The sequence below is a fragment of the Natrinema sp. LJW11 genome (assembly GCF_056135975.1).
The window spans coordinates 165,364-178,848 of sequence record NZ_JBWBDM010000002.1 but is presented as its reverse complement, the minus strand read 5'-3'; the positions used below and the strand labels follow the sequence as shown (position 1 = coordinate 178,848).

15 protein-coding genes are annotated in these 13,485 nt (G+C 67.3%); 5 read left to right on the top strand and 10 right to left on the bottom strand.

Translation table 11 applies throughout. From position 1 onward, the window contains the following. Window positions 1-7 precede the first annotated feature (7 nt). Window positions 8-1,147, bottom strand: a complete 1,140-nt coding sequence (locus AC0QDI_RS05485; RefSeq protein WP_474666030.1) for a TIGR04053 family radical SAM/SPASM domain-containing protein — start codon at window positions 1,145-1,147, stop codon at window positions 8-10. A 148-nt stretch (window positions 1,148-1,295) separates the two neighbouring features. On the opposite strand from AC0QDI_RS05485, the gene AC0QDI_RS05480 reads away from it, so the two are divergent. Further along, window positions 1,296-1,673 (top strand): Htur_1727 family rSAM-partnered candidate RiPP, encoded by a 378-nt coding sequence (locus AC0QDI_RS05480; RefSeq protein WP_474666028.1) that lies wholly within the window; start codon window positions 1,296-1,298, stop codon window positions 1,671-1,673. Further along, entirely contained in the window at window positions 1,670-2,887 is a 1,218-nt protein-coding gene (locus AC0QDI_RS05475) for a TIGR04347 family pseudo-SAM/SPASM protein (protein WP_474666026.1), read from the top strand. The genes AC0QDI_RS05480 and AC0QDI_RS05475 overlap by 4 nt, the downstream gene beginning before the upstream one ends. An 86-nt stretch (window positions 2,888-2,973) precedes the next feature. On the opposite strand, the gene AC0QDI_RS05470 is transcribed toward AC0QDI_RS05475, so the two are convergent. The 3 genes from AC0QDI_RS05470 to AC0QDI_RS05460 form a co-directional block, all read right to left on the bottom strand. Then, the gene (locus AC0QDI_RS05470; protein ID WP_474667294.1) at window positions 2,974-3,105 is read right to left on the bottom strand and encodes a DUF7577 domain-containing protein; all 132 of its coding nucleotides are present in this window, start codon (window positions 3,103-3,105) and stop codon (window positions 2,974-2,976) included. Window positions 3,106-3,215: 110 nt separating this feature from the next. After that, the gene (locus tag AC0QDI_RS05465) at window positions 3,216-3,521 is read right to left on the bottom strand and encodes a CGCGG family putative rSAM-modified RiPP protein (RefSeq protein ID WP_474666024.1); all 306 of its coding nucleotides are present in this window, start codon (window positions 3,519-3,521) and stop codon (window positions 3,216-3,218) included. A 160-nt stretch (window positions 3,522-3,681) separates the two neighbouring features. Then, a complete protein-coding gene (locus tag AC0QDI_RS05460; protein WP_474666022.1) occupies window positions 3,682-4,155 on the bottom strand; it encodes a MoaD/ThiS family protein in 474 nt (157 codons plus the stop codon). A gap of 91 nt (window positions 4,156-4,246) precedes the next feature. Here AC0QDI_RS05460 and AC0QDI_RS05455 point away from each other — a divergent pair, with 91 nt between their 5' ends. Next, window positions 4,247-5,629 carry a hypothetical protein gene (locus AC0QDI_RS05455; protein ID WP_474667292.1) on the top strand — a complete coding sequence of 461 codons (1,383 nt, stop codon included), beginning with the start codon at window positions 4,247-4,249 and terminating at the stop codon, window positions 5,627-5,629. 20 nt (window positions 5,630-5,649) lie between these two features. Here AC0QDI_RS05455 and AC0QDI_RS05450 read toward each other — a convergent pair whose 3' ends face one another. Continuing rightward, window positions 5,650-6,252 carry a DUF8159 domain-containing protein gene (locus AC0QDI_RS05450; RefSeq protein ID WP_474666020.1) on the bottom strand — a complete coding sequence of 201 codons (603 nt, stop codon included), beginning with the start codon at window positions 6,250-6,252 and terminating at the stop codon, window positions 5,650-5,652. 96 nt (window positions 6,253-6,348) lie between these two features. Here AC0QDI_RS05450 and AC0QDI_RS05445 point away from each other — a divergent pair, with 96 nt between their 5' ends. Beyond that, a complete protein-coding gene (locus tag AC0QDI_RS05445; protein ID WP_474666018.1) occupies window positions 6,349-7,611 on the top strand; it encodes a cation:proton antiporter in 1,263 nt (420 codons plus the stop codon). 18 nt (window positions 7,612-7,629) lie between these two features. Here AC0QDI_RS05445 and AC0QDI_RS05440 read toward each other — a convergent pair whose 3' ends face one another. Both AC0QDI_RS05440 and AC0QDI_RS05435 read right to left on the bottom strand, forming a co-directional pair. After that, window positions 7,630-8,835: a hypothetical protein gene (locus AC0QDI_RS05440; RefSeq protein ID WP_474666016.1), complete on the bottom strand. Its 1,206-nt coding sequence runs from the start codon at window positions 8,833-8,835 to the stop codon at window positions 7,630-7,632. 3 nt (window positions 8,836-8,838) lie between these two features. Beyond that, window positions 8,839-9,468: a DUF7998 family protein gene (locus tag AC0QDI_RS05435; RefSeq protein ID WP_474666014.1), complete on the bottom strand. Its 630-nt coding sequence runs from the start codon at window positions 9,466-9,468 to the stop codon at window positions 8,839-8,841. A 248-nt stretch (window positions 9,469-9,716) separates the two neighbouring features. Here AC0QDI_RS05435 and AC0QDI_RS05430 point away from each other — a divergent pair, with 248 nt between their 5' ends. Further along, a complete protein-coding gene (locus AC0QDI_RS05430; RefSeq protein ID WP_474666012.1) occupies window positions 9,717-9,998 on the top strand; it encodes a HalOD1 output domain-containing protein in 282 nt (93 codons plus the stop codon). An 87-nt stretch (window positions 9,999-10,085) separates the two neighbouring features. Here AC0QDI_RS05430 and AC0QDI_RS05425 read toward each other — a convergent pair whose 3' ends face one another. From AC0QDI_RS05425 to AC0QDI_RS05415, 3 genes are all read right to left on the bottom strand, one after another. After that, window positions 10,086-10,481, bottom strand: coding sequence for an acyl-CoA thioesterase (locus AC0QDI_RS05425; RefSeq protein WP_474666010.1), 396 nt, complete (start codon window positions 10,479-10,481; stop codon window positions 10,086-10,088). Window positions 10,482-10,590: 109 nt separating this feature from the next. Then, window positions 10,591-11,343: a ribonuclease H-like domain-containing protein gene (locus AC0QDI_RS05420; RefSeq protein WP_474666008.1), complete on the bottom strand. Its 753-nt coding sequence runs from the start codon at window positions 11,341-11,343 to the stop codon at window positions 10,591-10,593. A 75-nt stretch (window positions 11,344-11,418) separates the two neighbouring features. Next, window positions 11,419-13,260: an AAA family ATPase gene (locus AC0QDI_RS05415; RefSeq protein ID WP_474666006.1), complete on the bottom strand. Its 1,842-nt coding sequence runs from the start codon at window positions 13,258-13,260 to the stop codon at window positions 11,419-11,421. Between the last annotated feature and the right edge of the window lie 225 nt (window positions 13,261-13,485).

The following is a 13,485-nucleotide window of genomic DNA, read 5'->3' as shown; positions in this document are numbered from 1 at the left end:
TGACGGTTCACTCCCCGCTCGAGACGCCGCGCGTCTCGCCGTCGGCGTCGTCCCAGGGGAGCGGCCCGTCGTACCCCTCGGGAACGAACGGACAGAGCGGATCGCTCGCGAGCGGATCGCTGGTACGGGCGAAGGCGCGCGAGCGGCTGCCGCCGCAGACGTAGCGGTACGGACAGACCCCGCACTTGCCCGAGAGTTGGTCACGATCCCGCAGCGACTGGAACAACGAAGAATCCCGATAGAGCTCGGTGATCGGCCGGTCCCGGACGTTGCCCGCGGATTCGGGGAGGAAGCCCGAGGGGAACACCTCGCCCGTGTGACTGACGAACGCGAAGCCGTCGCCCGCGACGATACCGGTGCGGCGCTCGATGCCGGGGGTTGACGTCCCGTCGCCGTCGTCCGCTTCGGCGTCCGTTCGCCGTTGCTGTCGTTGCATCGCGACCCGCCGATACTGGGGCGCTTCGGTCGTCTTGACGCCGAAGGGCTCCGTCTCGCTGACCTCGGCCAGCCACTCCATCACCGCGTCGGCTCGCTCGGGAGCGACCGGCTCGAGGATCCGTCCGCGACCGACGGGGACGAGGAAGAAGACGCTCCACATGACGACCCCGATCTCGGCCAACAGGTCCCGAATCGCGGGGAGTTCGTCGACGGTCCGTCGACACACCGTCGTGTTGACCTGGACGGGGAGGCCGGCCGCTCGAGCGGCTTCGACGGCTCGAAGCGTCTCCTCGAAACTTCCGTCCTCGCCGCGGAAGGCGTCGTGAGCGGCGGACGAGGCGCCGTCGAGACTGACGGCCATCCGTTTGAGTCCCGCGTCGACCATCTCCCGAATCCGCTCGGCGGTCAGCGAGCCGGTCCCGCTCGGCGTGATCGTCATCCGCAATCCGAGGTCGTCGCCGAACGCGATCAGCTCCTCGACGTCGTCGCGGACGAGCGGGTCGCCGCCCGAGAGGACGACCAGTTGACCGTCGCCGAACGCCGCCGCTTGCTCGAGCAGCGCTTTTCCCTCCGCCGTCGAGAGCTCGTCGGGATGGCGCCGGGGCTGGGCGTCGGCCCGACAGTGATCACAGGCGAGCCCGCAGGCCTGGGTGACCTCCCATATGAGGACGAACGGCCGCTCGGACGTCTCGAGATTGCCGGGGCGCATAGCTGATGCTGGGGTGCCGTCCGACCGAAAACGTCCCCTTCGTTCCCGTCGGTCGGGAAGACGGGAAGATGTTCGACGGATCTGCGCGGTGTTCCCGTGCGCCGGGAGGAGCGGAAACGACCTTCGGTATCGTCTCGAAGGTCACGATATGGTCGAGAAAGCACGCCGATCACCCGTCGAGAGCGACGAGCGAGGGAACCCGACTCCCCAGTGGGAGGTGTTCCTCCGCGACGAGGCGGGCGAACCGATGCGCCACGTCGGTAGCGTCGCCGCTGCGAACGCCGCGGACGCGCACGAACACGCCGGCCGCCTGTTCGGCTGGTACGCCGCCGACGTCTGGCTCTGTCCGGCCGACGCGGTCGAACGGTACTCGACGCGCGGGCTCACCGCGGCGGTCGAGGACGGGACGACCGAGGCCGTCAGGGACGGTGCCGACCGCGAGAACGCGATTGACGAGGGCGGCGGGAGCGAGGAACCGCGCGTCTACGAGGAAACCGAGGGCACGCCGGAGGTGCGGGACGCGTGATCTCGATCAGCAAACTGCTCTGCGATCTCGACGCGGAGGGCGACGGGCTGCGTTACGACGCGGCCGAGGGCTCCGAGAAACCCCAGATCACCGACGAGAAACAGCGCCGGCCCGTCGTCGTCTGGAACACGACCCGCCGGTGTAACCTCTCCTGCTCGCACTGCTACGCCGGGGCCGAGACCCAACCTGCGACCGGCGAGTTCGCCACCGCCGAGGGGCGGGCCTTCCTCGAGCAACTGGCCGACTTCGGCGCGCCGGTCGTCCTCTTCTCGGGCGGCGAGCCGCTCGTTCGCGACGATCTGGTCGAACTCGTCTCGGACGCGGCCGATCTCGGCCTCCGGCCGGTGCTGTCCTCGAACGGGACCCTGCTCACCCGCGAGAAGGCCGCGTCGCTGCGGGACGCCGGCCTCCAGTACGCCGGCATTTCGGTCGACGGTCTCCCCGAGCGCAACGACCGGTTCCGGGGCGAAGACGGCGCGTTCGACGCCGCCGTCCGCGGCATCGAGAACTGCCTCGAGGTCGGACTCAAGACCGGCCTCCGATACACGATCACCGAGGCCAACGCGCCCGACCTCGAGGGGGTCGTCGACCTCCTGGCCGAGAAGGGGCTCGACCGTTTCTGTTTCTACCACCTCGATTACGGCGGTCGCGGGGCCGAGATCGTCGACGCCGACCTCGCGCCCTGCGAGAAGCGCGAGGCGGTCAAGCGGGTCGCGGACCTCACGCTCGAGTACCACGACCGAGGGGAGGAGATCGAGACGCTGCTGGTGGGCAACTACGCCGACGCCGGGTTCCTCGTGGAGTACGCCCGGGAGGAGTTCGGCGAAGCGAAGGCGCGAGCGGTCTCCGACCACCTCGAGCGAAACGGCGGCGACCCGACGGGCGAGCGGATCGCCGACGTGGACTATCAGGGGAACGTCCATCCGACGCAGTTCTGGCAGGGATACAGCCTGGGGAACGTCCGAGACCGTCCCTTCGGCGAGATCTGGACGGACGAGTCGAACCCGCTGCTCGAGGCGCTTCGAAACCGCGAGGAACACCTGAAGGGCAAGTGTGCCGACTGTCGCTACCAATCGATCTGTCGCGGTGCCTCGCGGCTACGCGCGCTGGCGACGACGGGGGATCTCTTCGCCCCAGATCCGCAGTGTTACCTTCGCGACGACGAGATCCGCGGCGAGGGGAGAAGGGCTGCTAGCGGCGGCGCTGCGGACTAATCGCTCTCGAGTCGCGGGTTCGAAACGAGGCGTCGAGACCGGCTCGGCGGACGCGACGCCGTCTCGACTCGACGGACGCGGGTCCCCTATCCTCGAGAGGTCGGTTTTGCGGGAAGCTGACCGAGGCACTGACGGCAGTACGTGTAATACTGATCGTTCTCCGTTCCGCAGAGTTGACAGGTCACCGGTTCGTCGCTCGTGTGCGTTCGCGTCCCCATCGATTGCGTTAGTGAACGGAATCGGATATCGACCCGGCTGACGATTGCAAGGAGCAGCGGGCCGTCCTCGGATCCCCGTTTCTCGTGAGAGAGTTCCCTCCCCGAGACGGTCACTCGCCGCCCACGTGGACGCGAGTCACGTGCCCGCCGCAGCCACACCGGTCGACGTACTCGAGACGAATCCCGTCGAAAGCGGCCTCGAGTTCGGCCCAGAGATACGTCTCGGGATGGCCGTGGTCGCCGTGGGTGACGAGGTTGACGTGGAAGCCGTCGGCCGTCGCGTCGATCGCGTCTTTGGCCTGCTCGAGGAGGAGCGTTCGGTCCGCGGCGTGTTCGGGCCCCTCGAGGTTCGCCGACCACGAGGCGTCGTGCTGGCTGCGCGTGACTGGTTCGACGCCGGAACCGTCCTGGGTCATGGTTCCGACTCGACTCCGAACGCGCCTAAGGGCTGAGCCGAACGGGTTCGGTCCAGCGGTCATCGGCGCTGCCACGGGCCCGGGTTCGCCGCTATCGGCGCTGCCGTCGGCCCGGCTATCCGGTGTCACTACTATCGTCGCCTCGAGAGCGACGGCCGGCTCAACAGCAGAATATGAACGGGTAGAGCAAGGCGACGCGGTCGTCGTCCGTCAGCTCCGCCTCGAACCCGCCGAGGTGTTCGTTGAACCGGCCGTTGATGCAGACTCGAGCGTACGGCCGAGTTTGCTCGCCCTCCGGATTCTTCCGCCACGTGCCGGGCAAGTCGTCGGGCACCGGTGCCCAGCCGCTGTGGGTCGCGTCCGCTTCGGTCTCGGCGATGAGCATGTCCTGAAGGTCGTACTCGGCGAAGAACGACTCGAGGAAGTCCCGAAGTCGATCGCCCGCAAAGGTGAACTCGAGTTCGTGCGTCCCGACCGCGTCGCGGACGTGACCGGTACAGCGGACGGTGACGGTCGTCGTATCGGCATCGCGGTCGGTTGCCGTGTCGGAGTTTCGGTTGGTCGACGACTCTGTCGCTCCGCTTCCCGTCGCGGCCGGTTGCTGGTCGACTGACGTCGCTGGGTTGGCGTCCATCGTGGATCACGGTACGACCCGAGCGGGCAAACGCTCCCTTCCGAACTTGTTCGGGGCGAACGGGACGGCCGCCGGGGACGAAGCGCGAGACATGAACGGAATTCCTGGTGGGTTACGAACCGACCAGCAGCCCCCGATGGCGATCCCGTTGCGGCACTTCGTGCTCGCGCTGGGGTTCCTCGTCGTCGGAGTCGGCGGGAGCACCGTCATGACCGCTGCGACGCTGCCCGGACTGGCGGGGCTGGCGCACCTCCATCTCCTGGTAGTCGGGTGGGTCGCGGTGACGATCATGGGCGCGATGACCCAGTTCGTCCCGGTCTGGTCCGGCGTGACGATCCACTCGAGACGCCTGGCGATCGCTCAACTGTGGCTCGTTACGGCCGGACTACTCGGCTTCGCCGCGGCCCTGCTCGCCGGCGCGCTCGAGTGGCTCCCGGTCGGCGGGGCGCTCATGGTGGCGGGGATCTGGACGTTCGTCTACAACGTCGGCCGCACGCTCGCACGTGCGCGCCCGTTCGATTTCACGGAGCGACACTTCGCGTTCGCGCTCGCGTGTTTCGGGCTCGTCGCCCCGTTCGGGCTCCTGCTGGCGGTCGACTTCACGACGCCCGCGTTCGATTCGGTCGCCGTCTCCCGGTTCGACGTCCATCTCTCTCACGCGACGCTCGCGCTGTTCGGCGCGCTGCTCGCGACCGTCGTCGGCGCGCTCTTTCAGCTCGGGAAGATGTTCACGCAGGCCGAGCCGGACCAGTTCGGCGAGCGATTGCTGACCATCGAGCAGTACTGTTTCCCCGCGGGGATCGTCGCGCTCGCACTCGGGCGGGGACTCACTATCGAGCCGGTGGCTCGAGTCGGCGCGATCGCGTTCCTCGTCGGACTCGCCGCGTTCGCGATCGTAATCGGACGCCTCCTGGCGGGTGCGACGGTCGAGCCCTCGCCGATGATCGACCGCTACCGGGTCGTCGTGGTGGCACTGCTCGCGTGGATCGTTCTCGCCGCCCCGACGTGGTGGGCCGATCCGATCGCGTACGGATCGCTGTTCGGTCACCCCGACGGACGGGAGTTGTTGCTGTTCGGCGTCTTCGGTTTCGTCGTCATCGGCTCGCTCTACCACATCGTTCCCTTCATCGTCTGGATCGAGCGCTACAGCGATCGGCTCGGCTTCGAACAGGTGCCGATGATCGACGACTGCTACGACGACCGACTCGAGCGGGCGGACTTCTGGACGACGCTCGTCGGGTTCGGGGGTCTTTCCGCGGCCCCCCTCGTCGGATTGCCGTCGATCGCTGTCACCGCGAGCGGCGTTCTCGCGACGATCGGCGTCGCCCTGTTCGTGACTAACGTGTTGGTGACGATCCACCGGCACGGCCCGGACGGGATCGCGGGCGTGCTCGCGAGCGCGCTCGGATCGGAGGCGGAGCCGGCCGCGGCGGGCGATGAAGAGTCCGATATCGGCGTTTCGCCGGACCGGTAGCCGAGGCGACCGTCTCGCGGCTACTCCTCGGGCGAGATACCGACCTCCGGCTCGTATCGCTGGGACTCGATCGTCGATACGACCAGTTCGCCGTACTCGGCGGCGGTCAGTTCGCCCGCGTTGTACTCCGCCGCGCGGACCGTCTCGACCGTCGCCGATCCGTACGACGCGGGCGCGTCGTCGAGGATCGTCGCCCCCAGCGCGACCGCGTCGTAGCCGGCGTCGATCAGCGCCGCGTAACCGCCAGCCAACAGGGCGATGTCGTGGATATTCCCCTCGTCCTCGCGATCCGTGTTGACGTACTCGAGCGTCAGCACGTCCCGGTCGCGTTCGACCGATTCGACGGCCATCTCGTACTCCTCGAGCGTCGACGCTAACCCGTCGGGATCGGCGATATCGGCGCTCGCGAGTTCCGGAATCCGCTCCTCGAGGATCGCGCTTCGCTCCTCGACGGGCAGGCCCGGGACGTACTCCGAGACCGGCCACTCCGTGTTCTGTGGAAACTCCGTTCCCATCTCCTCGATGCAGCCGGCGAGTCCGACGGCCGCGACGACGGTCCCGCCCCGCAGGAACCGCCGCCGCGTCGATCTCTCGCTCCCTTCGGTCGAGGAGTTTCGAGCCATGGACGTGGACTCGCCGTCCCGGGGCAAATGGCTTCGTTCTGCAAACGCCGGCACGGAGATAAAGGGGCGATTAGTCGTACGGAAAAGCGCTAACGGATGGTCCTCGAGCTGTACAACGTCGGTCTGGTCGTCCTCGGTATCGCACTGTTCGGCGTCGCCGTCCTCCCGCGGTTCGTCTCCGACCGCGCGGTCTCGATGCCGGTGTTCTTCGTCGCCTTCGGCATGCTCGCGTTCGGGCTCCCGATCGGGCTCCCGCCGCCGGATCCGCTCGAGCAGGGGACGACGACGGAGCACCTCGCGGAGCTGGGCGTCATCATCGCGCTGATGGGCGTCGGGCTGAAGATCGATCGGGTTCCCGGGCCGCGCGCGTGGGCGTCGACGTGGCGATTGCTCGCGATCACGATGCCGCTGTCGATCGCCGGCGCGGCGCTGTTCGGTCGGTGGGTCGGTCTCGGCATTCCGACTGCGATGTTGCTGGGTGCGTGCATCGCGCCGACCGACCCGGTGTTGGCGTCGGAAGTTCAGGTCGGCGGTCCGGGGATGGGCAGCGAGGAGGAAGGCCTCGAGGAGGCGGCCGGCGGGGAAGACGAGGTACGGTTCGCGCTCACCTCCGAAGCGGGGCTGAACGACGGCCTCGCGTTCCCGTTTACGAATCTGGCGATCGCGACCGCGCTCGTGGGACTCGCTCCCGGCAACTGGATCGGGGAGTGGCTCCTCGTCGACGTCGGCTACCGGATCGTCGTCGGCGTCATCGTCGGCGTCGTCCTCGGGTATCTGACCGCCCGCCTCGTCTTCGCCACGGAGCCCGACACCCCCGTCGCGGAGTCGGTCCAGGGGCTCGAGGCGATCGCCGGCACTCTCCTCGTCTACGGGGCGACCGAACTCGTCGCCGGCTACGGCTTCATCGCGGTCTTCGTCGCGGCGCTGATGGTCCGCCACTACGAGCGCTCCCACGAGTACAACCGATCGCTCCACGAGGTGAGCGAGTTCGCCGAGCAGGTGATGATGGCCCTCATCATGCTCTTCTTCGGCGGGGCGATCGTCGGCGGACTCCTCGAGCCGCTCACCCTCGAAGCGATCGCCGCCGCGGTCGCGATCGTGTTCGTCGTCCGTCCGCTCGCCGGGCTCGTGGGCTTTCTCGGCTTCGACCGCGACCCCGCCGAACGGGCGACGATCGCATTCTTCGGCATCCGGGGGATCGGCTCGTTCTACTACCTCGCGTACGGGCTGAATCACGCCGCGTTCCCCGACGCCGGGATCCTATGGGCCGTCGTGGGTGCGGTCGTGCTCATCTCCATCATCGTTCACGGGATCACCGCGACCCCCGCCGTCCGCTGGCTCGAGGCTCGAGCCGAGTGACGGACCCGCTCGCGCCCGCTATCTCGCTCGCTCGAGAAAGATCGTCCACAGGACGGTCGCGTACAGCGCCGCGCCGAGGACGGACAGCCAGCGGCCCGCCCCGACGAGCGGCGATACCGATGCGAGCGAGCCGCCGACCTCGAGGCTCAGTCCGCCCAGGAGCGCCGTGACCGACCACCGCGCGGTTCGATCGCCGATCCCGGCGGTCGAGGCGACCGCCGGCGGGTAGAAGTGGTACGTGACGCCGACGATCGTCAGTCCGACGAAGCCGCCGATCGCGAGCCGATAGTGCGCGTCGAAGGCGGTCGCTGGGACGCTCGAGGCGGGCGCGAACGCGAACGTCAGCCCCAGCAGGGCGACAAATGCGGCACTGATCGCGGCACCGAGGACCGCTCGCCAGCCGACTCGACGGCGGTCGCTTCGTCGGACCAGGTCGGCGACGGCGACCGCGAACCCGAGCAACGCGATCGCCTGAAGCGCGGCCCCGAGGCGGAAGAGCGTCCCTCCGCGGAAGTCGACGGCGAGCAGTGCGGGTCCGATGACACCGGCGAGCAACACCGCTCCGACGACGGACGGCCGAACCGAGACGACCAAGAGTCGCGGTAACAGACGAAACCCGACGGCGAAGACGAGCACGGCGGCCGCCCCCGCCGCGAGCAGGTGCGTCGTCGCCGGCCCCGGCGGAACGGGGGAGGGCTCGAGGTCGAACGCCACTGCCAGCGGTAGCGCCGAACCGACGAGTAGGTAGGTGAAAACGGCCGGGATCGCAGCGTTCGCGAGTCGGTCGACTCGCCGGCGGTGGGCGTTGGCCGCACCGGTACCGGTTTCCCGACCGGTCGGGTTGTCCCGAACGGTCCAACAGAACGCGGCGACGAAAACGAGACAGCCGAGGAGCCAGCTCGTCGCACCGACGACGGCGAGGATCGGTGGCCCGAATCCGGCACCGGCGGCGAACGCACCGACCGCGCCGAGCAGCGCGAACTGGAGGTGAATCGCCGGCGCGGACGGAACGGCCAGTTCGCGCGCGAAGTACGACGGGACGAGCGCGTATGCCTTCCCGAAGACGACGTGGAAGACGAACCCGGAAACGCCGAGCGGGACGGTCGCCGCCCGCGGAACCCCGATCGCGACCGCGACTTGCCACGCGACGAAGAAACCGACGCCGGCCGCGACGAACGCCCGGGACCAGCGCGAGATGGTTGCCGCTCCGGTCCCTGCTCCCATCGATCAGAAGGGGGACCGATCCCTCGTCCCGTCAGCGCCACCCTCGCGCTCGAGGGGGGCGGCCGACCCCGGTCCGGTCGACTCGCTCGGTACGTCGCCGGACTCGCGATACTGCCCTTCGAGTCCCTCGAGGTTTTCGTTGATCGATTCGGACTGGTGGTGGGTCGGCCGGACGCGGACCGACACGAGGTCGTACTCGTGGCGGTCGCTCAATCCGTTCCACGCGCGAAACGACCCCGTGATGAGCGCGCCAGCTTGCGGGCAGAACTCCGTGGTCGGACTGAACTCGGCGCGCAGGACGGACGGGTCGTCGGCGTCGACCGCGTACCGGTAGCCCGCGTCGGGATGGCGTCGGTCGAGGTTGAGCCGCGCGAGGTTGTAACCGAACGTCGCGTCGTAGACGCCGCGCTCCTCGAACAGATCGCGAGCGGTCTCGTGGACGGCGACGTGCGCTTCGCCCTCGAGAACGTCGTGCTCCTCGAGGAACGGGCCCTGCTCCGGCACGTGTTCCGCGACGAACGCATCCGGCTCGTCGAAGCCGGCGTCGTCATCGGCTGCCGATCGCCCGCTGGCAAAGGGGTTCATCGTGGGTGCGGCTTGGAGCCGGTTCCACCAGTAGCTATTGCCGAACATGTAACGGAGTCCGTAATCGGGGCTCAGAACCGGTGGATTGCTGCTCTCTCGAATCGATAACCAGTGATTGTGCACTGACTATCAGTCCTTGAACAGTTTTAAATTGCGTGAATACAATAAATTTAGACTATAATCGGAGACCAATATAATCAATAGACCCCTCTTCTATTCATCACTGATCGGGTGTGGTCCCCAGGACCTGATTGAGGCCAGAGGATTTATACCCGATCGATGTAAGAGTCCGCCCAATGCTACTCTCAGTCGATCGCTCGGACGCGACAGTCTCGCAGTCGATAAGTTTCAACGTTATCGCAGCCGTGGCCGAGCGTGAAGGTGTCGACCCCGTCGATCTCGAGCCGCCCGAGTACGAAGCCCTCTACGACGTTATCAATCCCGAGGCGCTCGACTCGCTCTTTGCAACTCGAGAAAACGGCCGGCAGCGATCGACCGGTTGCGTCGAATTCCCGTTCTGTGGGTATCAGGTGTCCGTCGAGAGCGACGGTGAAGTCGAGGTCTCCGCCCTCGAGTAACCCGGACTGGGCTCCGTCAGTTCCGACGTACCCGCGACCCACCAGACGGATGCGGCGGGACAGCGGACCGAACAACTCGTTCGGCGACTACTCTCGCTGTTCGATTCGCGTTCGCCACTCGGTCGGGAGCGGCCGCGACTCCCCCGTTTCCGAGTCGACGAACACCTGGACGGTAGTCGCCGTCGCCGCACGCGACCCGCCCGCGCGGATCTCGTACTCCATCGGCAGACTCGACGTTCCCGGGTCCGCGACGCGGAGCGCGACCGTGACGTCGTCGTCCGCCTCGATCGGCCGTGCGTACTCGAGCTCGAGGCTCACGAGGACGGTGTCGACCTCGGCCAGCGAAACGTCGAGCACGTCCCTGAAGTAGGCCTCCCGCGCCTGCTCGAGATAGGTGGCATACGTCGCATTGTTCACGTGGCCCATGAAATCGATATCGCGGAGTCGCACGTCGACGGTCGTTTCGTAGCTGAAATCGGTCATTGTGAGCGAGTTCGGTCCGATTCCCATATATATCTACTCGTCGTCGCACTGGACGGTCGGCACGGTTCCGACGAAAAGCTCTCGAGGGGGACCAACTGGACTCGTCCGCTCACTCGTCCGCTATCGCGGCCTCGAAGACGGTCTCGTGGAGCCGATCCGCGACGATCTCCATCAGCGGCTCCATGTTGCGGGTGTCAGCGCGGTTGTACTCCACGAGCGTCTCGAGGGCCCCGTCGTCGCCGCGTTCGTACTCGCGCCAGAGACGGACGGCGTCGCGCCCGCTGATCTCCGGCATGTCCCGGTCGATACCGAGCTCCCGTTCGATCGCCTTCAGTCCGCCGTCGAGCCCCAGCTTCTTGCAGGGGTACATGAGATCGACGTGGGGCACGTCGATGTCGACGTCGAAACACGTCTCGAGGAACGGAACGTCGAAGCGCTGCCCGTTGAAGGTGACGAGCAGGGCGGCGTCGGCGAGCTCGCGCTCGAGGCGGTCGGTCGACAGATCGCGGTCCCTGACGAACGTCTTCGTCTCGCCGCCCCGGTGGAGGCTGACGGTCGTTACGTCGTTCGTGTCGGCGCTCAGCCCGGTCGTCTCGATGTCAAGAAAGCAGGTCTCCGCGCTGACGTTCTCGTAGCACCGCCAGCGACTCGATGCCGGGAGCGCCTCCGCGAAGACGGAGACGTCCCCGCGCTCGAGGTGGCTCCGCCCCTCGTCGATGAAGGTCTCGATCCGGTCGGCGAGCGTCGAGCCGACGACGCTGCCGTCGAACTCGTCCCAGTGGGTGACGCCGTTCTCCCAGAGGCGTCGTTCAGTGGTTTCGCCGACCCCGCGGACGGGAATGAAACAGTTCTCGATTCGCACACCCGTTCAGGGGGACGGGGGAGGGAAAAACGTATGGATCGATCGCCGGCCGCGGTACCGTCAGCGGTCGGTTCGTTAGCTGTCGGGACTGTTATCCGAGAGGTACAGCGTCCGATCGACGATGCTGACGGCCGCTTCGCCCCACTTCTGAATCGCGGTCCCGTCGGAGTCGGCGATCTCGATGACGATCCGATCCCGACCGATCGTCACGTCGGCCGCCGGCGTCGACTCCCGGTCCGCGAAGCTCTGCAACTGATACTGCAGGAGTCGCTTCGTCGACCCCTCGATTTCGATCGTGTCGGGCTCGAACGCGAGCGTCACCACCGCCCCGCCGTCGCCGGTTTCCTCGGCCGTCACGTCGAACCGGTGGCTCGAGAGCTCCGGTGCCGGCGCGTTCTCGTTCATCGTGTCGACGGCGTCCTCGACGGACACGTCCTCGGCCTCGAATTCGTCCTCGTCGAACTCGAACGGCGACAGCGCGTCCGCGGTAGCCGCGTCGTCCGCGTCGGTTTCCGCGATATCCGTCCCATCGGAGTCGGACGTCGCGTCGTCTGCCGGCGAGAGTTCCTCGCCCGCCGGCTCGGGCTCAGTCAGTTCGGACTCGGCCGGGTCGTCGGCGATGTCGGGAACGTCGGAGCGTTCCGGATCGTCGGGATTCGCGTTCGCGGATTCGTCGTCGAATTCATCGTCAGCGGATCCGTCGTCAGTGGCTGCCGCGTTCGCTCCCTCCGCCGGGGCGTCGGCGTCCTCGATCAGATCGTCGAACGAGAGCGAATCGACGTCGTCTGGTGCATCGGAGGATTCGTCAGCGGGATCCTCGAGCCCACCGTCGGCTTCGTCGTCGGCCTCGTCTCCGTCTTCTCCGTCGCCCGGTTCGGGCGGCTCGGAGTCCATTCGTTCGCTCGTTTCGGACGCCGCGTTCGAGGCCTCCCGACCGTCGGCCGCCGTCTCACCGTCGTCGGTCGGTTCGCCGATCGGGTCGCTACCGTCGCCGTCGGCCGCATCGTCCGTTTCTCCGTCGCCCGCGTCTCCCGGCACTGTCTCGCCAGCAGCGACGTGCGTCTCGGTCTCGGCCCCCGTGCTCGAGCCGACCGGTCCCGCTGCGATCACGTCGGAGTCGTCGATTCCGTCGTCGGATCCGTCCGTGAGCGCGCCGGCGATCGTCGGCCGAGCCGCTGCGATCGCCTCGCGATCCAGCGGCGTGACGTACCAGGCGGTTCGATCCGGCGACGTGATGAACCGGCCGCGATTGCGTTCGGCTCGCGGGTGTTCGGACGGTTCGTCGTCGGCGTCTAGTTCGGCGTCCGATACCGACTCATCGGCGGAGCGGTCGTCGTCACCCGTCCCATCGGCCCGGTCGTCCGACTGCGGATCGTCCGCATCCGATCGCGACGATTCGGGGTGGTCGACCGTCTCGCTCGAGGGCTCCCCCTCGTCCGGTTCCTCCGCACGTCGAGCCGCAGCCGACTGCTGTTCGGCCTGCTGGGAATGCGACTGTGGCTGTGGACCGACTCCGTCCGGTGGGTCGGTCGTCGGCTGTCCCTGCTGGTGGCCGGTCTGCGGTGCCTGCTGGGGGCCAGCTTGTGGCGGCTGCTGAGGTCCGGCCTGTGGCGCTTGCTGAGGGCCGGCCTGCGGCGATTGCTGGGGCTGATTCGGACCCGGACCGGAGCTAATCGTGCCGCCGCTAAGATGTAGTTGCGTTCCTCCACCACCGCCCCGTGCGTCGGACATTCCGTCGAGGTGGTGAGCGATATCCGTCAGATCGTCGTCGATATTGTCCTCGAGCTTGTCGATCTTGTCGCCGACGCTTCGCAGAGCGAGGGCCACGTCCCAGAGGACGACGACGCCGAAAAACAGGAGCGCGAGGAAAACGGTAACGGCGGCTCCACCGAGAAGCTCAGTGTTGGCTTCGACCATGTATGCTACTCTTTGAACCGATAGGTCGTTCGATATATAGACCTTGTGCCGTAACACCGATATCGATGGAGAAGCATCATCGATAAACGGTCGAACGAAGCGTTCTGTGACGGCTTTCGAATTTTCGATCGCTGTCTGGATTTCGGACCTATTCGGTGCAATGACAGCTTCGGCGGACGATACCGTCGAACTATCGCCACACCGAACGGCGCGTCGCTGCTTTCA